The sequence below is a fragment of the Psychrosphaera aquimarina genome, assembly GCF_032461525.1.
GTDB lineage: Bacteria > Pseudomonadota > Gammaproteobacteria > Enterobacterales > Alteromonadaceae > Psychrosphaera > Psychrosphaera aquimarina.
Genome location: NZ_JAWCUA010000007.1, coordinates 367,016 through 391,530, shown reverse-complemented (window position 1 = coordinate 391,530; position 24,515 = coordinate 367,016). Strand labels below are relative to the sequence as shown.

Genomic DNA, 24,515 nt, shown 5'->3' with positions numbered 1-24,515 from the left:
TATTGGTTCCAGAACATTTGATTAACGAAGGCAATATTAAGTTACCAAGTGGCATAATAGCGGCATTAGAAAACACACATCAACCGAACCAAATTCATATTTTGGCTATCCATGGTTGGTTAGATAACGCCGCTAGTTTTATCCCTCTAATGAATGAATTACCAGAATATAACTGGACTGCTATCGATCTGCCGGGTCATGGTAATAGCTACCATCGACCACCACACACCCATTATCATTTTATAGACTGGGTATCGGATTTAATAAATATCATCGACGTTAAATATGGAAATAAGCCAGTTGTTATTGTTGGGCACTCCCTCGGTGGCATGTTGGCAACCGTTTTAGCGGGGGTATATCCTGAATTAGTTAAAAAGTTAGTCGTTATTGATGCAGTGGGGTTAGTTACTCAGAGTGAAGGCGCAACTGAAATTAGAAAAGCATTAGACAGTCGAATAGCGCAATCAAAAAAACAAAAAACCAAACATATATCACTCAACGTTGCTATAAAAGCGAGAGCGAATGCAGGAAAAATTAAAAGTACTTCTGCTGAATTATTGGTAAGACGAAACATAGATGAGACAGAGGGCGGCTTCGAGTGGAAAACCGATAAACGCCTAAGGACCAGCTCCCCAGTTCGTTTAAGTGAGCAACAATCAATTTCAATAATCCAACATATAGCAGCACCAGTGATGTTGTTCGTCGCCAAAGATGGTTACGAAATGGTCAAATCAGGTTATAAAAAGTATAAATCATACTATCCTAATCTAATTAAAAAAGACGTTATTGGTGCACATCATTGCCATATGGATGAACCAATCGGGATAGCTCTTGAAATAAAACGCTTTATTGGTTAATAAAAATACAGAATGAGTGAAAATTATTTGTCTCATCCGATCAGTTGAAGTATGGTTACTGGCTGAAAAATTAATTCGTTAGGAGATTGTTTTGGAAAAAACGTGGTTAAATAATTATCCAAGTGGTGTACCAGCTGATATTGATCCTGAGCATTACAGTTCTTTGTTAGATATTTATGAACAAAGCATTGTTAAATTCTCTGATAAACCTGCTTATATTAATATGGGCAAAAGTATTACTTTTGCCGAATTAGGTGAATATGCTGACCACTTTGCTGCGTATCTTCAAAACACGTTAGGCGTCAAAAAAGGCGATGCTGTCGCGGTTATGATGCCTAATTTATTGCAATATCCTGTTGCTTTATTAGGTATTCATAGAGCCGGTGGTGTGGTTGTAAATGTAAATCCTCTTTACACTCCTAGAGAATTAGAACACCAATTAATTGATAGTAATGCTAAAACCATCGTAATTGTTAGTAACTTTGCCTGCACTTTAGACAAAATTTTAGCTAAAACGCCAGTTGAAAACGTAATCTTAACTAATATGGGTGACATGTTAGGTGCTAAAGGTTTTGTTGTTGATTTTGTTGTTAAATATGTCAAAAAAATGGTTCCAGCATTTTCATTACCAAATGCAATTAGATTTAAAGACGTGCTTAATCAAGGTAAAGACTTAACATTAAAACCAGTTCAACTTACCGGTGATGATCTAGCCTTTTTACAATATACAGGTGGAACAACAGGTGTCTCTAAAGGGGCAATGTTAACGCATCGTAATATGGTCGCTAACTTAGAACAAGTTTCGGCTTTATTGGGTCCTTGTTTAGATGAAGGTAAAGATACCATAGTAACGGCTTTACCTCTCTACCATATCTTTGCATTAACGGCTAACTGTTTGCTGTTTTTAAAGTATGGTGGGACTAACTTACTGATCACTAACCCAAGAGACATGCCGGGCTTTGTTAAAGAATTAAGTAAGTATAAATTTACTGCAATTAGTGGCGTTAATACTTTGTTTAACGGTTTGTTAAATACACCAGGATTTTCAGAATTAGATTTCTCGTCATTAAAATTAAGTATTGGCGGTGGAATGGCAGTTCAACGTGCTGTAGCAGAACGTTGGTTAGAAGCTACTAAATGTGATCTACTTGAAGGTTATGGCTTAACTGAGTGTGCTCCTGTTGTATCCTTTGTTCCTTATACCATTGGTAAATACACTGGAAGCATCGGTGTTCCAGCACCTTCAACCGATATTAGATTAATGTCTGATGAAGGTGAAGATGTCGCTATAGGTGAAGCTGGCGAGTTATGGGTAAAAGGTCCTCAAGTAATGAAAGGCTATTTAGGCAGACCTGAAGACACTGCTCATGTTATGCATGGTGATTGGTTCGCAACAGGTGACATTGCTAAACTCGATGAGCAAGGCCTGTTGTACATTGTAGACCGTAAAAAAGACATGATTTTAGTGTCTGGATTTAATGTATTCCCAAATGAAATTGAAGATATTGCTGTCACCCATGAGGGAATTTTAGAGTGTGCCGCTGTAGGTATACCAAATGAAGCCTCTGGTGAGGTAGTTAAATTATTTGTCGTTAAAAAAGACCAATCACTAACTGAGCAAGATGTAATTGCCCATTGTCGTGAAAGATTAACGGGATATAAAGTACCTAAAGTGATAGAATTCAGAGACGAATTGCCAAAATCTAACGTTGGCAAAATTTTACGCCGATTGTTAAAAGATTGATAACTCGATACTACTTTGAGTTTAATTTTAAAAAGCTGGCTGATGTCAGCTTTTTTGTTTCTAGATGGAAATAGTGTGAACAAGTTGAATAGTGAATATCTGTATATAAAAGACCAAGCTCAGTTAAATACATATTGTCAGTTAGCAAAACAGGCCGATGTACTCGCCTTAGATACCGAATTTGTCCGCACTAGAACTTTCCGTTCACACTTAGGATTAATCCAAGTTTTTGATGGCAGAGAAATAGCCTTAATCGATCCTCTATGCGATTTAGACCTAGAACCTTTTTGGCAGCTGTTATCAGACGAGTCAATTGTTAAAGTATTACATTCGTGTCATGAAGATTTAGAAGTTTTTAAATATTATGCCAAACGATTACCGACTCCTTTGTTTGATTCACAAATTGCAGGGCAATTTCTGTTTCAAGGAAAAGTGCTAGGCTTTGGTGCTATGGTTGCACAAGAATTAGGTGTTGAGTTAGATAAAGGCGAAGCTAGAACCAACTGGTTAAAACGTCCTCTTACTGATAATCAATTACATTATGCAATGAACGATGTGAAGTATTTGCTGCCTCTTTATCATAAGTTAAACGAGCAATTGATTGAGGCTGGTCTTCAACAATACAACTTGGATGAAGCCAATTTAAAAGTTAAACAAAAATGGCAAGATAAAAAAACTGACCAGTTGTTTCTCGATTTTGGTAATGCTTGGCAATTAAGCTCAAGAGAATTAGCGACACTCCAAGAACTTGCTTATTGGCGATTAAGTGTTGCGCAAGAAAAAGATTTAGCACTGGGGTTTGTGGTAAAAGATGCAACGTTATTTAGCGTTGCACAGCGTCGCCCATCAGATATTAATATCTTAAAAAAGATCCCTGACTTGAATCCTCATGAAACGCGTATTCATGGTAAAGCACTCATTTCATGCGTTGATAAAGCGAAGCAAATACCAGAGGGATCTTGGCCTGTAAAAGTGCCACGACTAACTGACTACCCAACGTATAAACAAAGTTTCAAAACACTGAAACAAATGATCACTCAAAGGTCTGTAGAATTAAATGTACCAATGGAGTTACTGGCCACAAAGAAACAGTTAAATCAGTGGATTAAGTGGGTTTGGCAAGTACCTTATGCTGAAGTATCCGACTTTGAATTATCATGGCGTTATGAGTTATTAAAGCCTGTTCTTCTTAAGTGGAATGAACAGCATTCATTATAAATAGTTAATCTAGAGTAGGTGAGGAGGTTAGATGCAACTTTGTACAATTTATAAATGTTCAAAAAAAGCAGATGCATTTTTATATGTTGAAAAAGCAGATGATTTTTCTAAAGTGCCAGAAGCGTTGAGGACATTGATCGGAACGCCTAAATTATTTATGACGTTAGATTTAGATGGTAGAAAAAAATTAGGGCAAGCTGACTTAGCTAAGGTAAAAAGTGAATTAACTGATAATGGTTTTTACCTGCAATTGCCGCCGCCAGAAAAAAATCTATTAGATCAATATAAAGAGTTGAACGGTTATTCAGATTAGTCGTCATAGTGTAATGGTTACAAATTAAATAGAGATGAATTATGAAAATTAAATTTTGGTTAGCTGGTTTGTTTTTTTCTGTATCAGCTACAACGAGCAGTTTTGCTGCAAAAGTAAGTTTTGATCAATATGTGGAAAATTTGAAACAAGAAGCGGTTGCTAAAGGTTTCTCTTCCGACTTTGTTAATGAAACATTAAAAGATTTAAACTACCTTAAACGAGTGGTTAAAGCAGATAAAAACCAACCTGAGTTTGTTGAAACATTAGATACTTATTTACCAAAACGCGTACCTGAATGGAAAGTTACCAAGGCTAGAAACGCATATAAAGAAAACCTTCCTTTATTAACCAAGATAAGTGAACAGTATGGCGTTCAACCCCGTTTTATTGTTTCACTGTGGGCATTAGAAACCAATTTTGGCCGCATCCAAGGGAAAATGCCAATTATAGATTCGTTGGTTACCTTGAGCTATGACGGACGTAGAGAAACATTCTTTAAAAATCAGTTGTGGGCATCGTTAACTATTTTACAACAAGGTCATATTAGTGAAGATAAATTTTTAGGTTCATGGGCTGGAGCTATGGGGCAATGTCAATTTATCCCAACGTCATTTTTAGCCTATGCCGCAGACGGCGATGGCGATGGTAAAAAAGACATCTGGAATAATAAAGCTGATGTTTTTGCTTCAATTGCCAATTATTTGAAATCGGAAGGTTGGTCCGACAATAAAACTTGGGGCCGTCAAGTGAAGCTTCCTAGCGGCTTTGATATGTCATTGATCATGCCAAAAGGCAGTAAAGGTCGTAGGCAATGGTTAGATAACTGGAAAGGTGCGGAAAAATCATTGGTAAATTGGCGTGAATTAGGGGTAACAAGAATGGATGGTAGTGCGTTACCAAGTGTTGATATTGACGCGGTATTGATTACACCAGATGACGCTCAAGGTCGTATATATCTTGCTTATGATAACTATAAATCTTTGATGCATTGGAATCGTTCATATTACTTTGTAACTTCTGTAGGCACGTTAGCTGATAGAATTGGTTACCCTAAAATTTTATAACTCAACTTCTATCGGACGTTTGTTATGGAACAGATTTATCATCATAAAGATATACAAGGAAAGTACCTACCTTTTCCAGCCGGGAAGGTAGTGTGCATCGGGCAAAACTACGCTGATCATATTGCAGAATTAAACAGTGTCACACGTCCAGAGGCCCTTTTTTTCATCAAACCTAATAGCGCCTTGTGTTCAGTTGAACCTAGTTTTGAGATCCCAAAACAAGCTGGTCCTTGCCATAATGAGTTGGAATTAGCTGTGTTAATCTCTAAACCATTAAAAAAAGTGACAGCAAACAAAGTTCAAGATGCTATTTGGGGATACGGGTTAGCTTTAGACTTAACTTTAAGAACCGTTCAATCAAAGTTAAAACAGCAAGGTCGACCTTGGGAGCTAGCGAAAGGTTTTGACGGGGCTTGTCCTATATCACCATTTATTAACAAATCAGAAATAACATCCCCTCAAAATAGTGACTTAGTATTAACGGTAAACCAACAAATCCGTCAAAACGGTAATAGCAAAGATATGATCAGGCCTATAAATGAACTGATTGCACAGATGAGTCAACATTTTACATTAATGCCTGGCGATGTTGTATTAACGGGAACTCCGGCTGGAGTTGGACCGTTAAAAAATAGTGACCAATTAACGTTAACGATATCCTCAGGTGAGAAAACTTGGCAATTTGCTTCAGTTGTACGTTGAATTTAAATTTAACTTTGTATAGAAAGAGAAAAGATGGAACCGTTTTGGAAAACTAAATCATTACAACAAATGACTCGTAGCGAATGGGAGTCATTATGTGACGGGTGTGCCAAATGTTGTTTACATAAATTAATTGACGATGACGAGCAAGACCAAATGGTCGATACCAATGTTATGTCGGATTCAGAACAATTACATTTTACCTCTGTTGCTTGTCAGTTTTTAAATGATAAAAAGTGTGAATGTACTGTGTATCCAGAACGTACCACCTTAGTGCCTAGCTGTGTACAATTAACTCAGGACAATTTAGATCAAGTATTTTATATGCCAAGTAGTTGTAGCTATCGACGATTACAAGAAGGTCGAGGTTTACCGAGTTGGCACCCGTTATTACACAAAGGTAAAAAATCTAAAATGCATCAAGCGGGTATGTCTGTAAGAGGCAAAGTTGTGTTTGATAACTTAGTAGAAGAACAGCAATACGAAGACTTTATCGTTGTTTGGCCTTTACAGGATGTTGATTAGATAAACTTTGTATGCGTAAATCTGATAAAAAAATCGACAATCAAATTAGAGCTATCTTAACTGAATTATGTGAAGTCTATTTCGAAGACGTACCTGGTTTTAAATGGTTAACGCATGTGGTTAATTATGCCTCTTTCCCCAATAGCCTTCGGGTGATCTGTGTGTTCGAAAGTAAACAGCAAGTAGCGCATTTTTTATCATTGGATAATCAAGTTAAAGTAAATCCATTGTCGGCGCTATCCGTTTTAAATAAACAGCTTAATGCGATTGGAATTAACACAAAGAAACTCGACAATCTGATCCAATATGACAGTGAAGATTGCTGTTTACATGATAATCATGGTCATTGGGCAGAGCGTATCAAAGCTCGTTATTCATTCTCCTAATATATCTACTATCTAAAATGGAAGTTGTTATGCCTAAACTTGTGTTCATTACTTTATTACTTAGTTTGTTATCAGCTTGTACAAATACGAATTGGCAAACAGCGAGTAGAGAATCATCTGGGCTTGCCGCCAAGCCCAATATAGAAAAACAAGCGATTATCGAGTTTTATGGGGCGGATGCGTTTAGCTGGCGAGGTTGGTTTGCTATCCATACCTGGGTGGCAGTAAAAGAACAAGATGCTAGCGAATATACCGTATATGAGGTTACCGGTTGGCGAGTGAATAGAGGCTTGCCAGCTTTACGCGAGTATACAACTACAACGCCAGATAGGTATTGGTATGGAGCAAAACCAGAAAAAATATTATCTATTAGCGGAGATAAAGCTGCGAAATTAATTCCTAAAATCAAAGAGGCGGTAAAGCGTTATCCTTGGGCGAATGAATATACCCTTTTCCCTGGACCTAACAGCAATACGTTTCCGACTTGGATTGGTTTACAAATTCCAGAGTTGAATTTAGATGTGCCATTTAGAGCGATTGGCAGTGGATTTGCTTCTAATTAAAACAATAAAGGACGATGAACGATTTCTTAAGTTTCTTGTCTTTCTTTACACTAGTCGTTTAACTAAAAAGTTAACATTTAACCCTAAGTTGTATCATATTGAACCCGATGCGATTTAGTACTTATTACCATAGAAAATTTATGTTATTAATAGGTTTCTATAGGTAGGAGAGAATATGAAACCCATTTTGTTGGCTGTAATTGTCGCAACAAGTTTGTTGGCTGGATGTGCCACTCAACCTAAGGTATTGGATAATAGCCAACCCCATATTGTAAACAATGTTGTTATTACAGAACCGCTTGCTGTTGATTATAAAAGTGAATTGGCAATTGCCAAACTGACACAAATCATCAATCACGTTAAATTAGATCAAGATAAACTAGCACAAATGTTATATGACCGTGGCGTAATATATGACAGTTTAGGGTTACGTTCTTTAGCGCAATTAGATTTTCGTAGAGCATTAGAATTAAAACCAGATCATGCAGATGCGTATAATTTCATCGGCATACACATGACCTTAATTGGCCAGTATAGCCAAGCATTTGAAGCATTCGATTCGGCACTAGAGATAGAACCTGATCATAGTTATGCCCATCTAAATAGAGGGATTGCATTACATTATTATGGTCGAAATGGGTTATCCATAGAAGACTTAGAATTATTTTTTATCAAAGATCAGACTGACCCATACAGAGCAATTTGGTTATATTTAGCTGAATATGAAAGTAATCCAAAAGAAGCTAGATTACGTTTGATGGGTAACTCCAAAATGTTAGATAAATCTAAATGGGCAAATGACATTGTTGCTTTGTACTTAGGAAACCTAAGTGAACAAGACTTTATTAATAATATGGGTGAAAACCTTACAGACGGTAGACAGCTAGTGGATCGTTTATGTGAAGGGTATTTTTATTTAGCTAAGTTGAAGTTAATCAACAATCAAATAGAATCGGCGAAAAACTATTTTAGGCTTGTGTTGTCTACGAATGTTCATGAATTTGTGGAACACAAATACGCTCGATTAGAGTTAAATGAATTATATAAAAAAGATAAACAACAATATTTAGGCTTGTTACCTACTAACCAATAATGGATGGAGTAATCTTTGCTTTCAGGTTATTGGTAAACCTACTATTTTTGCTGTTGGTGCAAGCCGACAGCATTATTTTTTCTACATCATTAATCAATTATCATTTCACTCAGTCACAATCATATATTTATACCGCGGCAAAGTTAGATAATGCCGATGCCAACTACCAACTATTTTTACTCACGCAGGATGAACTGTGGTTGAAAAAAGCCGCCAGTTTAAATCATATTGATGGCCTATATTCATGGTATTCCGTATTAAAAGCACAAAATAACAACAATCAACACGTTTGGTTACAACAAGCAATTAACCTTGGCCATAAACAAGCAACGTTAGAAAAACTCCAACTATTAGTGAACGCTAAACAATGGCAATCGGCATATGATTTTCAACAATTACATTTAAATGTATTAAACCGGTTAGGTGGGTCGTTAACGCAACAATATCAACAAGTACAAAATTTATTATCTATATTTCTTGACCGTTCAGAACAAAACAAATCTCCAGGGAATGTAGCAGTAACATTAAATGAAAACCTGTCAGAAACTATTGTTCATAAGGCAATCCAGGTTATTCCTAAGCTCAAGTGTAAAATAACAATTCAAGCGATAGTGGAATCAACTGCGTTACTGAGTAAAGCCAAACAGTTTGAAGCTGCATTGTCCCGTTCCGCTCTGAGTGATTTGTCGATTTGTTTTTTACCACCACAAGTGACAATAGAACTGCAAATTATTTGTCAGCCTGATATTTATAACCGGATTGAATGTAACTTAAACCAGTTAGCGCAAACATTAACCAATATTATCGATGTTGCACCTGTTAACTATACCCATCTTATGGTGATAGTGGATCAAGGGGATGCCAATACTCGAGGTGGTTTGATGTATTTAGATAAACTCGATAATGACAGTGTATTTATACACGAATTAGCGCATTGGCTTGGGTTGGTTGATGAGTATCAACTAAAAGCAAAACAACAACAGCAATTGTGTTCAGTATCTGAGGCTAAATGGATAAGTCCTAATTTGTTTGTTGCACCAAAAAAGTTGAATGTAAACCAACTAGAAAGCTTGGTGGGTCATAAATTATTCCCCGCAAAAACGTGTGTTGGTTCTGAGTTTAACGCGTATAAAAAGTACGCCACCCCTAGTTTTATGGAGTTTTTAGATTTACCTTTGTCGTCAGAATATGCACAAACCATAAAACAGACACTCGATTACACAAAAACACTGCCTGTAGCGATGAACTTTTGGGTTTATTATTTAAATAATAAAAGCCGTGCAACAGAACAATCACAAATTGAATTATTAGATATTGAGTATGTGAAGTGGCTTGAAGTCGCTGCTGAACAACAATACACACCGGCAATGACCCTGTTAGCACAACGACATATTGAAAATAGCCAAAACACAGATGCTTATAATTTATTGTTAGAATCCGCAGAGCTGGGAAATGTTAATGCTCAATTGTTATTAGGTCACGGTTATCTTGACGGTAGTTGGTTGCCACAGGATATTGTTAAGTCAGCTTATTGGTATCAACAGGCGGCTAAACTAAAAGACCCTTACGGTTTATATTTTTATGCTAAGTGCCACGAAATGGGCTGGGGCTGTGAGTTTTCTCTTGAAAAGGCATTAGATTATTACCAACAATCTAAATCATTGGGTAATAAACTCGCGAGTAAGCGATTAAATGCATTAAATATTCCCCTATAAACAAACACTAGATTTAACATTATCGTTTGTCGTCAATTAATGGCTTTAACATGCCTTCTAAGCCATTTAATTTAATTTCATATAATAACGCCAGTTGTTGGCCTAATTTTCCCTTTGGGAAGCCTTTCTGATGGAACCAAACTAAATAGGGTTCAGGTAATTCTATTAATTTTCTGCCAGCGTACTTACCAAAAGGCATGGTTGTATTGATCGCTTCTTTCATCGATTGCGGGTCAAACATTAAGGTTAATCCAGAGTATTCTTTAATGGTAGATGATCAATAATGCAGAAACAAAAAGCAACGCTTATTTAGAAAATAATGATGTTGTAATTGATTTGTAATTTAAGCAGGAAGGGATAAATAAAAAAAGGTTTTAAGTCATCAACATTAAAACCTTTTAAGTCGTTGCCGGGAGCTAGTAAAAGCCTCCCGTTTCAATGGATTAATCAAAATTACACCCTTAATTATGCCTGTGTTAACTGCATTGTTTTAAATTGAATATTGTCCGCTTGTTGGTGGATCAGTTTTAATAAGTTACCTTCAATTATTGATGTGTTTTTAACTTCAGCCGCTTCCATTAAATCTTGTAATGCGCCATCAAAGTCTTGCATTTTAGTTTTGAATATAGCTCGGTTATTTAAAGCTAACGATACAAAACGTGCCGCAGAACTGTCACTTTCAACAAATGTTTTAGATAAAACGATTGCTTCATCACAAGCTTTATTTGCTAAGTCAAACTGACCCGAGTTTGCATAAGCAACACATAAATTCATTTGCATAGCAACTTGCTCATCTGCCTTTGTGTTTGATGTGCGAGCAACAATTCTATTGATGCCTTTTTCATAATTACCTTTACGGATATCAGATGCACCATCTGAACCTTGTACAACGGCCATTTTAAACGTTGCTGGAGCTTCAGCCATTACGCTTGAAGCAAATAGGGTAGTGAGGGTTAATGTTAATAATTTTTTCATGTCATTCTCCGAGTATTTAGGGCAACGAATGTTTTCGTTATGGTTACTCTAGTGAATCTGAGCAGGGTTGACAAAGGAGATAAATCACTTCAATAAAACAATATAATTCACTTATACAAATAAAAAAGAACTGACCTGCAATCGACTAAAATTACCAAGGTCAGTTCTATTTAAAACACTAACAGAATTTAGTATTTTCCAAATTCAGTCAGTAGCCACTGAACAAAGATATCTAAATCTTCTCTTGAGGCGTGCCAATCATGCTGAATTAAATAATACTTATCTCTGGTTTTTAACTGTTGTTCAAAAAGTGGGTAAATCACACCTTCATCAAACCAATTTTGGCTTAACGGTAAAGGTATTAAAGCGATTCCTATTCCCTGTTGTGCCGCTCTTGCCACGGAAAACATACTGTCTACTTGAACTATACGTTTAGGAGAAAAATCGACGATATCATTTTCTTCTGCCCATTGATGCCATGCCCATGGTCTAGATTGATGAACAATTAATGGCGCTTGACTTAACGCCTCTTTGCCAAATGGTTTCAGCTTTTTAAATAAATCAGGGCTACATGCAGGCATGTAGCTAATTGGAAATAATTCATAGACAATTGCATCTGTTGGCTTACTACTAGCAAGTACAATAGACAGATTCGTATCTTTAGAGCTTTGTGTTCTATTTTTAACGGTTTCTAATTGCAAGTTAATATTTGGATGGTTTTCAGACCACTCATTTAACCTTGGAACAAATACTTCACTTGAGAAAAATTCGGGCAAAGTAATGCTAATTGAAGACATTGAGCTTGAGTTGGTAAACTCAGTTATCGTCGTCTCTAATTGCTCAATGATAGGTGCTACTTTTTTATAAAATAATTTCCCATCTTCCGTTAATTCTATAGCACGAGTTTGTCTTAGAAAGAGTTGTTTATCTATTTGCTGCTCTAATAATCTAATTTGGTGACTAATAGCAGAAGGGGTTAGGTAGAGTTGAGCCGCTGCATGTTTAAAACTTAAACATTTAGCTGCTACACAAAAAGACCTTAAGCCTCGAATTGGCGTTTGAACAGCCATATAACACCTTTGTTATAAATATTGAAAGTACAGCATGAATAAGCAATGCCTGAGCCAGAGTGTAACTAATTGATATTGTTATAAATAATAATTATTAGTTTGTATATTGCACCAGCTTGGTGAGTTGTGATTAAAAAGTAAAAAGAAAATACCAAAATGGGTGCCCTAAAAAAGTACATTTGAACGTTTGCCCTTAAATAGGTTATAGGCATTTAAATCGGTTAAAGCTGTCTAAATCAGTAGAGGGATTAAATACAAATCAACATCCGTAAACGAATTAAATTATTTAATTAAGCGATACTGGCCGGGAAGGTTTCACTGGAAAGCTGTTAATAGATAGATCAGGCAAAAAAAGGGCACACAAATTGTGTGCCCAAAAAGACTACTCATATTTAATCTCCACAAAATAGAGAGTAAATAAAATCAATCAACAGGGTTGATCCGTGCTTGAGGAGCAACGAACTGAGCTTAGAGTAAAACATCTAATAACCGTCAACAAACGATAGAAATTAAACTAACAGTTGAATTAGATTAACTCGTTTTCATTTCAAAATGGATTCTAACGATTACTAAATTACAGGCAAAAAAAGGGCACACAAATTGTGTGCCCAAAAAGACTACTCATATTTAATCTCCACAAAATAGAGAGTAAATAAAATCAATCAACAGGGTTGATCCGTGCTTGAGGAGCAACGAACTGAGCTTAGAGTAAAACATCTAATACCCGTCAACAAACGATAGAAATTAATCTAACAGTTGAATTAGATTAACTCGTTAGCATTTCAAAATGGATTCTAACGATTACTAAATTACAGGCAAAAAAAAGGGCACACAAATTGTGTGCCCAAAAAGACTACTCATATTTAATCTCCACAAAATGGAGAGTAAATAAAATCAATCAACAGGGTTGATCCGTGCTTGAGGAGCAACGAACTGAACTTAGAGTAAAACATCTAATAACCGTCAACAAACGATAGAAATTAATCTAACAGTTGAATTAGATTAACTCGTCTGTACTTCAAAATGGATTCTAACGATTACTAAATTACAGGCAAAAAAAAGGGCACACAAATTGTGTGCCCAAAAAGACTACTCATATTTAATCTCCACAAAATGGAGAGTAAATAAAATCAATCAACAGGGTTGATCCGTGCTTGAGGAGCAACGAACTAAGCTTAGAGTAAAACATCTAATACCCGTCAACAAACGATAGAAATTAATCTAACAGTTGAATTAGATTAACTCGTTAGCATTTCAAAATGAATTCTAACGATTACTAAATTACAGGCAAAAAAAGGGCACACAAATTGTGTGCCCAAAAAGACTACTCATATTTAATATCCACAACAAGACATTAAATAAAATCAATCAACAGGGTGATTCGAGCTTGAGGAGCACCGAACTGGGGTTAGATTATTCGATACTTTATTTGGAAACAAATGATACGAATTCACGTTATAAGTGAACAGATTTCACCTATTCAAATCTGCATTTACATTGGCCCATAATTTAAATTAGTCGGCTGTAAGTAACGAATACTAAATTACAGGCAAAAAAAGGGCACACAAATTGTGTGCCCAAAAAGACTACTAATATTTAATCTCCACGAAATAGAGAGTAAATAAAATCAATCAACAGGGTAGATCCGTGCTTGAGGGCATCGAATTGGAATTAGAGTAAAACATCTAAGGTAGTAGAACAAACGATTGGAATTCACCTAACAGGTGAATAAAATTAATTCATTAACTGCAGATTTTATTACGCCCAGATACTTTAGCGATATATAAGTTTTTGTCAGCAAGCTTCATAATTTGCTCTAGGCCATCAGCATCACTTTCATAGGTGTACATCCCAATAGAGGTTGTGACAGCGACGTTGACACCATCAATAATAAATGGCGAGTCTGAAATTGCTTTTCTGCAACGCTCTGCAATATCTAACGCATTTTCTTTATTGGCGTCTGGCAATAAAACGGCAAACTCTTCACCGCCAATACGAGCAAATATATCGTAACTGCGAAGTTCTTTATTTATTCGGTCGGTAAAACTTTTTAACACATTATCGCCACAGCTATGTCCATAGTTATCATTTACAAGCTTAAAGTGGTCAATATCTAAGATCATGATGGATGCGGATAAGTTTTTACGCTGGCAACGAATTAATTCATTATTGGCAACAAGGTAAAAATGTCTGCGGTTATATATGCCCGTTAAGCTATCGGTTGCAGCTAAAGACGCTAATTGTTTCTGCGTTTTAAGTAATTCAAACTGTTGAATTTTACTGGCTGTAATATTGGTAGCGTATAGAAAAAGGTATTCATCAACCAGTTGTTCAGTGATAAGGAACCAACTTCCGTCTTTGGTATCGATTTCAAATGAACGGTGAGAAGTACTTCTTCTTTTCATATTTGCCGTGTGGAGCCAAGCTTCAATATCGTTAGTTTCAATATTGACACCGGTTTTATTGTAATAGCTGTTGGATATGATTTGCGAAAATGACTTGCCGACAATCATATCAACAGTTTCAAAACCAAATAAGTTGGCAAAAGACAAATTGCAATAAGCTATTTCATCATATTGATCAAATATAGCGATACTATCGTCAGTCTTGTTTAAAGCCTGTAACAATATGTATTGAAGTTCTTGAGATAAAGAGTTAATCATTTATTGATTACGAAAATAAGTAATGTATTAAACCTAGCACAAATTACTATTGTATAAACCTAGAATTGTTTCAATTAAAAAAAAGCGCCGTTAGGCGCTTGATTCAAATTGAGAATAGGTTATTCATCAATACTGCGAAGTAACGCATTAACGCCTACTTTGGCACGCGTTTGTGCGTCAACTTTTTTAACAATGATTGCCGCATATAAAGAATGGCTACCGTCTTTTGAAGGTAATGACCCAGGAACAACTACCGCACCAGCAGGAACACGACCATAAGTTATCTCACCGGTTTCACGGTCAAAAATGCGCGTTGATTGACTGATGTAAACACCCATAGAAAGTACAGCACCTTCTTCAACAATAACACCTTCTACTACTTCAGAACGAGCACCGATGAAACAATTGTCTTCAATGATGGTAGGATTCGCTTGTAATGGCTCTAAAACGCCACCTATGCCAACACCACCAGATAAATGTACATTCTTACCAATTTGTGCACACGAGCCAACAGTCGCCCATGTATCAACCATAGTGCCATCATCAACATATGCACCAATATTGGTATAAGAAGGCATTAAAACAACGTTTTTACCAACATAAGATCCTTTACGTGCTGCAGCAGGAGGAACAACACGCATGCCGCCTTGTTTGAAATCAGCTTCAGTGTATGACGCAAATTTATTATCAACTTTGTCATAAAATCGAGTTTCGCCACCTTCCATTACTTCGTTGTCACGAATTCTGAAAGATAATAAAACCGCTTTTTTAAGCCATTGGTGAACTATCCACTCACCTGATACTTTTTCTGCAACTCGGGCTTTACCGCTGTCTAACAGTTCTAATGCTTTTTCAACCGAAGATTTAACTTCTGCTGTAACAGTCGCTGGGGTAATTGCATCACGGTTTTCAAATGCTTGTTCTATTATCTCTTGCAAAGAGCTTAGGTTTTGTAACTCAGTCATGACTTTCCTAAATTTATTGTTTATTGATCTAATTCTAATTTTAACGCTTTTACTAATGATGCTTTTTGTTCATCATTTAATTTGGTTCTTTCCACGGTAGACACTCTAAAAATGTCTTCTGCTTTTTCGCCTATGGTCGATATTTTGGCAGAATACAACATGATATTATTTTGTTTAAATACTTTTGCGATCTTAGCTAAAACCCCTGGTGTATCCAAAGCAGTTAATTCCATCATGTTACTGTATTTATTAGAGTCTTCTTTAAATCTCACCGTTACTGGAATTTTAAATTGCTTAATTTGCCTTGGTGTTCGTTTAGAGAAAGTAGAACTGCACTCGCCTGTTAAAATAACTTGTTCCACTAAGGTTCTAATATCTTCACGTCGTTCAGCAGTAGATATAAGCGTATTATCTTGTTCTAAGATGATGAAAGTATCGATAACATAGCCGTCTTTGGTATTTAATATATGTGCGTCTACCACATTGGCATTTTTTGTATCAAATGTAGTTACGATATCAGCAAATAATCCAGGCTGATCTTTTGCGTAAACAAATACTTGAGTGCCACCACGAACGGCTTTTTCACTAATTAACACCAAAGGTCGTTTAGAGCGGTTACTATGGCCTAACAGCTTTTCGGTATGCCACTCAATGTGTTTTGGCGCATGACGTGCAAAATATAAAGTACGGATCTGTTTCCAAATTCGTTGGACTTTATCAGCCGGATGGCCATTCTTTTCTAATAATATAAGGGCTTGTTCTTTATTTGCTTTGGCTGTTTCACGCATATCTTTGGCATTCTCTAAACCTTGACGCAGCGCTCTTTGTGTTGCCATGTATAAGTCAGCCATTAACGTACTCTTCCAATCATTCCATAAATTGGTATTAGTGGCTCTTACATCCGCTACGGTTAAGCAGTAAAGTAAATCCAAACGAGTTTCGTCTTTAACCGTTTTTGCAAAGTTAGCTATAACATCAGGATCGTAGATATCACTTTTTTGTGCCGTAACCGACATCAACAAATGACTTTCTACTAACCAACTGATTATTTTAGTATCTGATTTAGGTAACTTATGTAGTTCACCAAAACTAGTTGCATCTATCGCACCTAATTTAGAATGGTCTCCACCTCGACCTTTGCCTATATCGTGGAATATACCAGCAATATAAAGTAATTCTGGTTTATCCATACGTTTCATAATGCCACTGCACAGTGGAAACTCATCTTTATGTTCTTCAATCGTAAAACGATGTAAGTTTTGAATTAAACGGTGCGTATGTTCATCTACCGTGTAAGCGTGGAATAAATCAAACTGCATTTGCCCAACGACATGTCGCCAATTCGGCATGTAATACGCCAATACGCTATGACGTAACATGAGTGTAAATGCACGGCCCATTGCGTTAGGGTGGTGAAAAAATTCTAATAAGGCGTTACGACAGTATGCTAAGTCTTGCAAGTCACCCATTAATCGGCGACGTACACGACGAAGTAAACGGATAGTCGAAGAGTGGAGTTTTTCAATTTCTTCATGTTCAGCAATATGAGTGAACATTTTGATGATATTGGCTCGATTGAAAAACACATCTTCGTGTTTAACTAATAGAGAGCGACCATGTATAGCAAAATCATTATCTATATCTGTTATCTCTCTAGTAATGCCAAGAATGGCCGAGTTAAATAATTGTAATAACATGGTATTTAATTCAACCACACGACGGGCAACGCGGAAGAAACGTTTCATCATGCGTTCAACTGCGGCTTTACCATCGTCACCAAACCCCATCATTTCAGCAACGTCAGGTTGGTAATCAAATAACAAACGGTTTTCACTGCGATTAGCTACCACATGCAGGGCAAAACGCATTTGCCATAAATAATCTTGGCACTCTTCCATCTCTTGATATTCATCTTGCAATAAATACTCATGTTTCACTAAGTCAGCCACACTTTGGGTATCAAAGTGTTTTTTAGCCACCCAAGAGATTGTCTGCAAATCACGTAAACACCCTGGGTTGGCTTTTAAATTAGGTTCAAGGTTGTAAGACGTTGAATGGTAACGGTTATGTCTTTGTGTTTGTTCTTCACGTTTGGCTAGGTAAAAAGCTTGAGAGGTAATAAATTTAGAATTGGTTAGCTCGTCACAAAGGATTTTGAAGATATCATTATTACCCGATAACGGTCGTCGTTCCATTAAGTTAGTGGCAATAGTAATGTCGTCTTTAGCAATATTTAACGTCTCTTTGATGGTGCGAACAGAGTGACCAACATCAAACTTCAAATCCCACAAGGTGGTAATGAAGGTACTTATTTTTTCTGTTGAACTTGAAGAGATTGCTTTTTTGGATAACAACAATAAGTCGACATCGGACTGAGGGTGCAATTCTTTACGACCATAACCACCTACGGCAACTAAACTAAGATTGTTATCTTGGTTTAGTCCCGCATGTTCCCACACATTTTGTAATATAAAGTCAACAAACTCAGCACGAGCGGTTACCAAATAACGAACTGGGATCAGATTAAAATTTTGAATACTCCAATCTGAAAATTGTTTTATACGTTCTTTGTATTCCATTAAATTAAACGGAACGCGTAATGGCGCTAAAAGTGGTGCTGGTATTTCAAAAATCATTTTTTTCTCTTTGTTAAACAATAGATAAGCTTTGATTAATTGATAGTTTCGATTTATGGCTTACATCATATGACTCATATTAACTTTTTTATGTTTTCTTAATGTGATATCACTCTTGGGAAGTTCTCATCATTACGCAAGGTAAGTACTTCTACGCCATTATCAGTGACTAACAAAGTGTGTTCCCATTGGGCAGATAATTTTCTATCTTTGGTTACGGCAGTCCATTGGTCTTTTAACACTTTTAAACGGTAAGTACCTGCATTAATCATAGGTTCTATCGTGAAACACATACCCGCTTGTAATTCAGGGCCAGTGCCAGCTTTACCATAATGAACTATCTGTGGCTCTTCATGAAAACCTTCACCGATACCATGACCACAAAAATCACGAACAACAGAATATGAATTAGCTTCTGCATGTTTTTGAATGATTTCACCTATGTCACCTAAACGGCAACCAGGTTTCACAATTTCAATCGCCTTGTATAAACATTCTTGTGTCACTCTTGCTAAACGCTGAGCTAAGATAGTTGGTTCACCAACAAAAAACATTTTTGAGGTATCACCATGTACACCATTTTTAATAACGGTTACATCGATATTGACACTGTCACCATTTTTTAACGGTTTGTCGTCTGGGATACCATGACAAATAACATGATTTACCGATGTACAAATTGATTTAGGAAAAGGAGGGTGTCCATAATTTAATGGGGCTGGAATACATCCTTGAACATCAACAATATAATTATGACAAATCGTATTTAATTCATCAGTCGTTACGCCCGGTTTTACGTGCTCGCCAATCATTTCTAGCACTTCGGCTGCCAACTTTCCGGCAATGCGCATTTTTTCAATTAGTTCAGGTGTCTTAATAATAGCTGACATAGATTCCTCTCTCTATTAGGACACAACCATTAGGAAATTACCGAAAATGTTAAAAAATGAACGATTTTTTTGGCAATTAGTTGTGTTTGCTAAGCCTCTTATGGTATAAAGCGCGCCTTATTTTTACAAAGGTTTTTTGAGTATTTACTTAAATCATTTTTGAAAAAGTAAAAACGCTAGGCTATTAGCGAACAAATAGCACATTAATTTAAATTAAATAACACACATATATCGACACATTCCCCGGGGTGCTGAAGCGTTGTAAAACGCCAAAGTCGGATTGGAATGGGATATATGGAGGCCTAACCCCATTAGAGGAAAATAAAATGGCAAACGTATCAATGCGTGACATGCTACAAGCTGGCGTACACTTCGGTCACCAAACTCGTTACTGGAACCCTAAAATGAAACCTTTCATTTTTGGCGCTCGTAATAAAGTTCATATCATTAACTTAGAGAAAACAGTTCCAATGTTCAACAATGCGTTGGATTTCATTCAAACTGTTGCAGCTCGTAAAGGTAAGATCTTATTTGTTGGGACTAAGCGTGCAGCAAGCGAAGCTATCAAGGAAGCGGCAATCTCTTGTGATCAATACTACGTTAACCATCGCTGGTTAGGTGGTATGTTGACTAACTGGAAAACAGTTCGTCAATCAATCAAACGTCTTAAAGACTTAGAATCACAGTCTGATGACGGCACGTTTGAAAAGCTTACTAAAAAAGAAGCTTTAATGCGTACTCGTGAAATGGAAAAGCTAGAAAAAAGCTTAGGTGGTATCAAAAACATGGGCGGATTACCTGACGCGATCTTCTTGATCGATGCAGATAACGAGCACATCACTATTGCAGAAGCTAATAACTTGGGTATTCCAGTTATTGCTGTTGTTGATACTAACTCTAACCCAGACAACATTGATTACATTGTTCCTGGTAACGACGACGCGATTCGTGCAATTCAACTATACACTTCAGCAGTTGCTAATACGGTTAAAGAAGGCCGTAATAACAACATCGAAGTTCAAGCTGAAGATTTTGTAGAAGCTGAATAATTGTCCTAAATCATTCGTGATTTAATTAAGACAATAAATGGGGTCATGTATTTGGCCCCTATTTCCAGATTAATAAGTTAGTGCATTTGATAAAAATGCGGTAACAGAAAAGTGAGGATACCCTTATGGCAGTAACAGCTGCATTAGTTAAAGAACTACGTGAACGCACTGGCGCGGGCATGATGGATTGTAAAAAAGCGCTAACTGAAACTGATGGTGACATCGAGCTAGCAATTGAAAATATGCGTAAAAACGGTCAAGCTAAAGCTGCCAAAAAAGCAGGTAACATTGCTGCTGAAGGTACTATCATTATTAAAGAAAATAATGGTGTTGCTGCATTGGTTGAAGTTAACTGCCAAACTGATTTCGTTGCAAAAGACGCAAGCTTCTTAGCATTTGCTAACTCAGTAGCTGACGCTGCAATCGCATCTAAAACGACTATCGAAGCACTTCAAGCTGAATTTGAAGAAGCTCGTGTAACATTAGTTACTAAAATTGGTGAAAACATCAACGTACGTCGTCTTCAATACATTGAAGGTGCTGCAATTGCTTCTTACCGTCACGGTGAGAAAATTGGTGTTGTTGTTGCTGGTGAAGGTGATGCTGAAACACTTAAGCACATTGCAATGCACGTAGCTGCAAGCAAGCCTGAATTTGTTAACCCAAGCGACGTTCCTGCTGAAGTTGTTGAAAAAGAAAAACAAATCCAAATCGAAATCGCGATGAATGAAGGCAAGCCTGCTGAAATCGCTGAGAAAATGGTTATTGGTCGTATGAAGAAGTTCACTGGTGAGGTTTCTCTTACTGGTCAAGCATTCATCATGGAGCCTAAGAAAACGGTTGGCGATATTCTTAAAGAGAAAAGCGCTACAGTAACTTCATTTGTTCGTTTAGAAGTTGGTGAAGGTATCGAGAAGAAATCAGAAGATTTCGCTGCTGAAGTAGAAGCTCAAATCGCTGCTGCTAAAGGTGCATAATTTATTCTTTAATTAGAAAAAATTAGATACTTCAAAAAACCGCAATAGGGCAACCTAATGCGGTTTTTTATTACCTGTATATTAAATAATGCTCAAATCCTTTTACATTACACGTTTGAAATTTTGTAATGACCTCTACAGTTTTTTACTCTATATTAAATAAGCAATAAACTTAAAAGGATGATTTATATGAAATTTAAGAAAATATTACTAACGGCTGTTTTTACTTCAGCTAGCTTTTTAGCTGCAACCTCCCATGCTGGTGTAGTCGGTTCAGATACAGTGTTAACTCAGATCCAAGGTGAATACTCAAAACAACAACTTGTTTCTATGGTTTCAAATGAAGATGTGTTGGCTAAGCTAGAAGCTTTAGGCGTTGATGCACAAACGGCTCAAACTAAAATTAGCCAAATGACGAATTCTGAGCTGTTAGCTTTTAACCAGCAATTAAATGATGCGCCTGCTGGTGGCATAGTTGGAACAGCGATAACTGTTTTTATTGTGTTAGCCGTTCTAGATTTGTTAGGGGTAACGGATTTATTTACCTTTATTGATCCAATTAACTAAATGAATATTTTTTACCGAGCCAGCTTAATTGCTGGCTTATTACTGTTAACCGCATGCACCACTACACCACAAACCACAGCTTTATTACAAAACCCCAACTCAGTTAATAACAATGTACATGTCATTGCTAATGTACCATTTATGCCACAGCAACAATTTTATTGTGGGCCTACCACGATTTCAGAAGTGGCTAATTTTTACAATGTAGATACTTCTCCAGAGACGTTAGCACCCAATTTATTTATTCCGGGAAGAGAAGGCAGTTTACAAATTGAAATGGTGTCAGCGGTAAGACAATTAGGTTTAGTGGCCTATACGAAAAAAGGCACCTTACAGGAAATACTTTCCCTGGTAGAACAAAATGTGCCAATTATCGTTTTACAAAATAACGGCCTATCTTGGTACCCACAATGGCATTATTCTGTCGTTGTTGGTTATGACTTAACCCATCAAAATATTAAGCTTCATACTGGTCTTGATGAATATAAATCGATACCGTTAACCTTATTCGAACGAACTTGGTCCAGGGCCAACTTTTGGTATCTAGCGCCAATGCCTTTAACGCTGCAAGTAGCTGATTTAAACATGATGAACTATTTATCCGCTGCACAGGATTTTATTCAAATTGGCATGGCACAATCTGGCATAACCTCCTTGCATACCGCGACTGAATTATGGCCAGAAAACTGGTTACCATATTTCTTGCTCGGTAATTCGTATATTCATAAAAATCCAAAGTTAGCGTCAGATATATTTCAACAGGGGTTTGACTACGCAAACGAGTCACCTGATTATATAAATAATTATGCGTATTCAGTCGCCATTTCTGGCTGCAAAGCACGTGCATTGGAATTAGTGGAACTTGGACGGCAACGTTATCCTGATCACCTTGAATTAATTAAAACTGAATCTGAAATTAGAGGTTTAGTTAATACTGATAAAAATGCGAGTTGTTCCTCATACGCGCCTGTACAGTAACTTAATGAACATTTAGCGCTTTTCTAGTTAAATTTGAGCAGGCATAGCTTATTAATTCAGCAGATTGTTATGTTTGTAAATTATCTTTGGAAAAATACAAATTTGACTAAATCAGTTTTTGCTAAATCGAGATAAATCGCCTAGAATACGCGGCAATTTGCACCTCAAGAAAATTCACATTCGGGAGCTTTATGAGCACAAAACCAGTTTTTAGACGTATTTTATTAAAACTAAGTGGTGAGGCATTATGTGGAGATGACGGTTTTGGAATAGATCCAAAAGTGTTAGATCGAATGGCTCAAGAGATTAAAGAGTTAGTTGAAAAAGACGTTCAGGTCGGTGTGGTTCTTGGTGGTGGTAATATTTTCAGAGGCGCGCCTTTAGCGGAAGCTGGGATGAACCGAGTTGTTGGCGACCATATGGGGATGTTAGCAACAGTTATGAACGGACTGGCAATGCGTGATGCTTTACACAGAGCACATGTTAATGCTCGCTTAATGTCAGCGATACCGTTAAAAGGGGTTTGTGATGACTACTCTTGGGCTGAAGGTATTAGCCTGTTAAAAAGTGGTCGAGTTGTTATTTTCTCGGCAGGCACAGGTAACCCATTTTTTACAACAGATTCTGCTGCATGTCTTCGTGGAATCGAAATCGAAGCCGATGTTATTTTAAAAGCCACAAAAGTTGATGGCATCTATTCTGAAGACCCAGTTAAAAATCCTAATGCTGAATTGTACCGTCACCTGACTTATGATGAAGTAATCGAAAAAGAATTAAAAGTAATGGACTTAGCCGCATTTACTTTAGCGCGAGATCATAATACGCCAATTTGTGTTTTTAATATGAATAAACCTGGTGCACTTAAACGTGTCATTTTAGGTGAAGATGAAGGCACTATTGTTTCTAGTAAAGAAAAACTAATTAAACTACCTTAAGGAATTTAATCGTGTTAAATGAAATTCAAAAAGACGCAGCCGTAAGAATGGACAAAAGCATTGAGTCTCTTCAATCGCAATTAAATAAAATCCGAACTGGTCGTGCTCATCCAAGCCTATTAGATGGCATTCAAGTTTCTTATTACGGAGCAGACACTCCATTAAATCAAGTTGCAAACGTAACCATTGAAGATTCTCGTACTTTAGCGTTAACTGTTTTTGATAAGTCTTTAGCTCAAGCGGTTGAAAAAGCGATCATGATGTCTGATTTAGGATTAAACCCAATGTCAGCAGGTACGGTTATTCGTATACCACTTCCTATGTTAACTGAAGAACGTCGTCGTGATTTAGTTAAAGTAGTTAAAGGTGAAGTTGAAGCCGGACGTGTTGCGGTACGTAACATTCGTCGTGATGCTAACGGTGACATTAAGTCGTTGTTAAAAGACAAAGAAATTTCAGAAGACGAAGCTCGCCAATCTGAAGACGAAATTCAAAAGCTAACGGATGCTAGAATGAAAGTTATCGATGGCATGTTAGCGGTTAAAGAAAAAGAGTTGATGGAAATCTAATTAGTTAATTCTAGTTAAACATATATGAGTTAAAACGCCGTGACAGTTTACTACGCGGCGT

At 36.8% G+C, this 24,515-nt stretch carries 24 protein-coding genes; 17 read left to right on the top strand and 7 right to left on the bottom strand.

Features of this window, described 5'->3' with window-relative positions:
- The first annotated feature begins 2 nt into the window (after nucleotides 1-2).
- From RT723_RS08345 to RT723_RS08295, 11 genes are all read left to right on the top strand, one after another.
- Nucleotides 3-857: an alpha/beta hydrolase gene (locus RT723_RS08345; RefSeq protein WP_315946634.1), complete on the top strand. Its 855-nt coding sequence runs from the start codon at nucleotides 3-5 to the stop codon at nucleotides 855-857.
- A gap of 91 nt (nucleotides 858-948) precedes the next feature.
- Nucleotides 949-2,601: a long-chain-fatty-acid--CoA ligase FadD gene (fadD, locus tag RT723_RS08340; RefSeq protein ID WP_315946633.1), complete on the top strand. Its 1,653-nt coding sequence runs from the start codon at nucleotides 949-951 to the stop codon at nucleotides 2,599-2,601.
- Nucleotides 2,602-2,676: 75 nt separating this feature from the next.
- Nucleotides 2,677-3,819, top strand: a complete 1,143-nt coding sequence (rnd, locus tag RT723_RS08335) for a ribonuclease D (RefSeq protein ID WP_315946632.1) — start codon at nucleotides 2,677-2,679, stop codon at nucleotides 3,817-3,819.
- Between the two features lie 31 nt (nucleotides 3,820-3,850).
- The gene (locus RT723_RS08330; protein WP_216054195.1) at nucleotides 3,851-4,132 is read left to right on the top strand and encodes a YcgL domain-containing protein; all 282 of its coding nucleotides are present in this window, start codon (nucleotides 3,851-3,853) and stop codon (nucleotides 4,130-4,132) included.
- A gap of 41 nt (nucleotides 4,133-4,173) precedes the next feature.
- Nucleotides 4,174-5,196 carry a lytic murein transglycosylase gene (locus RT723_RS08325; RefSeq protein WP_216054194.1) on the top strand — a complete coding sequence of 341 codons (1,023 nt, stop codon included), beginning with the start codon at nucleotides 4,174-4,176 and terminating at the stop codon, nucleotides 5,194-5,196.
- 24 nt (nucleotides 5,197-5,220) lie between these two features.
- Entirely contained in the window at nucleotides 5,221-5,898 is a 678-nt protein-coding gene (locus RT723_RS08320; RefSeq protein WP_252731637.1) for a fumarylacetoacetate hydrolase family protein, read from the top strand.
- Nucleotides 5,899-5,931: 33 nt separating this feature from the next.
- Entirely contained in the window at nucleotides 5,932-6,423 is a 492-nt protein-coding gene (locus RT723_RS08315) for a YcgN family cysteine cluster protein (protein WP_216054193.1), read from the top strand.
- An 11-nt stretch (nucleotides 6,424-6,434) separates the two neighbouring features.
- On the top strand, nucleotides 6,435-6,809 hold the full coding sequence (locus RT723_RS08310) for a Fis family transcriptional regulator (protein WP_315946631.1): 375 nt from the start codon (nucleotides 6,435-6,437) through the stop codon (nucleotides 6,807-6,809).
- A gap of 29 nt (nucleotides 6,810-6,838) precedes the next feature.
- Nucleotides 6,839-7,372, top strand: coding sequence for a DUF3750 domain-containing protein (locus tag RT723_RS08305; protein ID WP_315946630.1), 534 nt, complete (start codon nucleotides 6,839-6,841; stop codon nucleotides 7,370-7,372).
- Between the two features lie 175 nt (nucleotides 7,373-7,547).
- A complete protein-coding gene (gene nlpI, locus RT723_RS08300; RefSeq protein ID WP_216054190.1) occupies nucleotides 7,548-8,465 on the top strand; it encodes a lipoprotein NlpI in 918 nt (305 codons plus the stop codon).
- Nucleotides 8,466-8,521: 56 nt separating this feature from the next.
- Nucleotides 8,522-10,180: a tetratricopeptide repeat protein gene (locus RT723_RS08295; RefSeq protein WP_315947178.1), complete on the top strand. Its 1,659-nt coding sequence runs from the start codon at nucleotides 8,522-8,524 to the stop codon at nucleotides 10,178-10,180.
- Nucleotides 10,181-10,199: 19 nt separating this feature from the next.
- Here RT723_RS08295 and RT723_RS08290 read toward each other — a convergent pair whose 3' ends face one another.
- The 7 genes from RT723_RS08290 to map form a co-directional block, all read right to left on the bottom strand.
- Nucleotides 10,200-10,421, bottom strand: a complete 222-nt coding sequence (locus RT723_RS08290; RefSeq protein WP_216054188.1) for a DUF3820 family protein — start codon at nucleotides 10,419-10,421, stop codon at nucleotides 10,200-10,202.
- 224 nt (nucleotides 10,422-10,645) lie between these two features.
- Entirely contained in the window at nucleotides 10,646-11,155 is a 510-nt protein-coding gene (locus tag RT723_RS08285) for a hypothetical protein (protein WP_216054187.1), read from the bottom strand.
- Nucleotides 11,156-11,343: 188 nt separating this feature from the next.
- On the bottom strand, nucleotides 11,344-12,225 hold the full coding sequence (locus RT723_RS08280; protein WP_216054186.1) for a LysR substrate-binding domain-containing protein: 882 nt from the start codon (nucleotides 12,223-12,225) through the stop codon (nucleotides 11,344-11,346).
- 1,742 nt (nucleotides 12,226-13,967) lie between these two features.
- On the bottom strand, nucleotides 13,968-14,888 hold the full coding sequence (locus tag RT723_RS08275) for a sensor domain-containing diguanylate cyclase (RefSeq protein WP_315946629.1): 921 nt from the start codon (nucleotides 14,886-14,888) through the stop codon (nucleotides 13,968-13,970).
- A 119-nt stretch (nucleotides 14,889-15,007) separates the two neighbouring features.
- Nucleotides 15,008-15,853 carry a 2,3,4,5-tetrahydropyridine-2,6-dicarboxylate N-succinyltransferase gene (gene dapD, locus RT723_RS08270; RefSeq protein WP_315946628.1) on the bottom strand — a complete coding sequence of 282 codons (846 nt, stop codon included), beginning with the start codon at nucleotides 15,851-15,853 and terminating at the stop codon, nucleotides 15,008-15,010.
- Nucleotides 15,854-15,873: 20 nt separating this feature from the next.
- Nucleotides 15,874-18,489: a [protein-PII] uridylyltransferase gene (gene glnD / locus RT723_RS08265; protein WP_315946627.1), complete on the bottom strand. Its 2,616-nt coding sequence runs from the start codon at nucleotides 18,487-18,489 to the stop codon at nucleotides 15,874-15,876.
- 98 nt (nucleotides 18,490-18,587) lie between these two features.
- Nucleotides 18,588-19,379, bottom strand: coding sequence for a type I methionyl aminopeptidase (gene map / locus RT723_RS08260; RefSeq protein WP_216054182.1), 792 nt, complete (start codon nucleotides 19,377-19,379; stop codon nucleotides 18,588-18,590).
- 326 nt (nucleotides 19,380-19,705) lie between these two features.
- Here map and rpsB point away from each other — a divergent pair, with 326 nt between their 5' ends.
- The 6 genes from rpsB to frr all read left to right on the top strand — a co-directional run bounded on the left by rpsB (nucleotide 19,706) and on the right by frr (nucleotide 24,454).
- Nucleotides 19,706-20,428, top strand: a complete 723-nt coding sequence (gene rpsB / locus RT723_RS08255) for a 30S ribosomal protein S2 (protein WP_216054181.1) — start codon at nucleotides 19,706-19,708, stop codon at nucleotides 20,426-20,428.
- Between the two features lie 125 nt (nucleotides 20,429-20,553).
- The gene (tsf, locus tag RT723_RS08250; protein WP_216054180.1) at nucleotides 20,554-21,405 is read left to right on the top strand and encodes a translation elongation factor Ts; all 852 of its coding nucleotides are present in this window, start codon (nucleotides 20,554-20,556) and stop codon (nucleotides 21,403-21,405) included.
- A 189-nt stretch (nucleotides 21,406-21,594) separates the two neighbouring features.
- Nucleotides 21,595-21,972: a PA2779 family protein gene (locus RT723_RS08245; protein WP_315946626.1), complete on the top strand. Its 378-nt coding sequence runs from the start codon at nucleotides 21,595-21,597 to the stop codon at nucleotides 21,970-21,972.
- Nucleotides 21,973-22,950 carry a PA2778 family cysteine peptidase gene (locus RT723_RS08240; RefSeq protein WP_315946625.1) on the top strand — a complete coding sequence of 326 codons (978 nt, stop codon included), beginning with the start codon at nucleotides 21,973-21,975 and terminating at the stop codon, nucleotides 22,948-22,950. It begins immediately after the preceding gene.
- Nucleotides 22,951-23,141: 191 nt separating this feature from the next.
- Entirely contained in the window at nucleotides 23,142-23,885 is a 744-nt protein-coding gene (gene pyrH, locus RT723_RS08235) for a UMP kinase (RefSeq protein ID WP_216054177.1), read from the top strand.
- A gap of 11 nt (nucleotides 23,886-23,896) precedes the next feature.
- A complete protein-coding gene (gene frr, locus RT723_RS08230; protein ID WP_216054176.1) occupies nucleotides 23,897-24,454 on the top strand; it encodes a ribosome recycling factor in 558 nt (185 codons plus the stop codon).
- Nucleotides 24,455-24,515: the final 61 nt, after the last annotated feature.

Bases quoted from the DNA above. Each gene is read 5' to 3' on its own strand.
- RT723_RS08305 (WP_315946630.1), top strand. From the start codon at position 6,839: ATGCCTAAACTTGTGTTCATTACTTTATTACTTAGTTTGTTATCAGCT.
- nlpI (WP_216054190.1), top strand. From the start codon at position 7,548: ATGAAACCCATTTTGTTGGCTGTAATTGTCGCAACAAGTTTGTTGGCT.
- rpsB (WP_216054181.1), top strand. From the start codon at position 19,706: ATGGCAAACGTATCAATGCGTGACATGCTACAAGCTGGCGTACACTTC.
- dapD (WP_315946628.1), bottom strand. From the start codon at position 15,853: ATGACTGAGTTACAAAACCTAAGCTCTTTGCAAGAGATAATAGAACAA.
- RT723_RS08275 (WP_315946629.1), bottom strand. From the start codon at position 14,888: ATGATTAACTCTTTATCTCAAGAACTTCAATACATATTGTTACAGGCT.
- map (WP_216054182.1), bottom strand. From the start codon at position 19,379: ATGTCAGCTATTATTAAGACACCTGAACTAATTGAAAAAATGCGCATT.
- RT723_RS08290 (WP_216054188.1), bottom strand. From the start codon at position 10,421: ATGTTTGACCCGCAATCGATGAAAGAAGCGATCAATACAACCATGCCT.
- RT723_RS08285 (WP_216054187.1), bottom strand. From the start codon at position 11,155: ATGAAAAAATTATTAACATTAACCCTCACTACCCTATTTGCTTCAAGC.
- RT723_RS08330 (WP_216054195.1), top strand. From the start codon at position 3,851: ATGCAACTTTGTACAATTTATAAATGTTCAAAAAAAGCAGATGCATTT.
- pyrH (WP_216054177.1), top strand. From the start codon at position 23,142: ATGAGCACAAAACCAGTTTTTAGACGTATTTTATTAAAACTAAGTGGT.
- RT723_RS08310 (WP_315946631.1), top strand. From the start codon at position 6,435: ATGCGTAAATCTGATAAAAAAATCGACAATCAAATTAGAGCTATCTTA.
- RT723_RS08325 (WP_216054194.1), top strand. From the start codon at position 4,174: ATGAAAATTAAATTTTGGTTAGCTGGTTTGTTTTTTTCTGTATCAGCT.
- glnD (WP_315946627.1), bottom strand. From the start codon at position 18,489: ATGATTTTTGAAATACCAGCACCACTTTTAGCGCCATTACGCGTTCCG.
- RT723_RS08320 (WP_252731637.1), top strand. From the start codon at position 5,221: ATGGAACAGATTTATCATCATAAAGATATACAAGGAAAGTACCTACCT.
- RT723_RS08315 (WP_216054193.1), top strand. From the start codon at position 5,932: ATGGAACCGTTTTGGAAAACTAAATCATTACAACAAATGACTCGTAGC.
- RT723_RS08245 (WP_315946626.1), top strand. From the start codon at position 21,595: ATGAAATTTAAGAAAATATTACTAACGGCTGTTTTTACTTCAGCTAGC.
- RT723_RS08240 (WP_315946625.1), top strand. From the start codon at position 21,973: ATGAATATTTTTTACCGAGCCAGCTTAATTGCTGGCTTATTACTGTTA.
- RT723_RS08280 (WP_216054186.1), bottom strand. From the start codon at position 12,225: ATGGCTGTTCAAACGCCAATTCGAGGCTTAAGGTCTTTTTGTGTAGCA.
- tsf (WP_216054180.1), top strand. From the start codon at position 20,554: ATGGCAGTAACAGCTGCATTAGTTAAAGAACTACGTGAACGCACTGGC.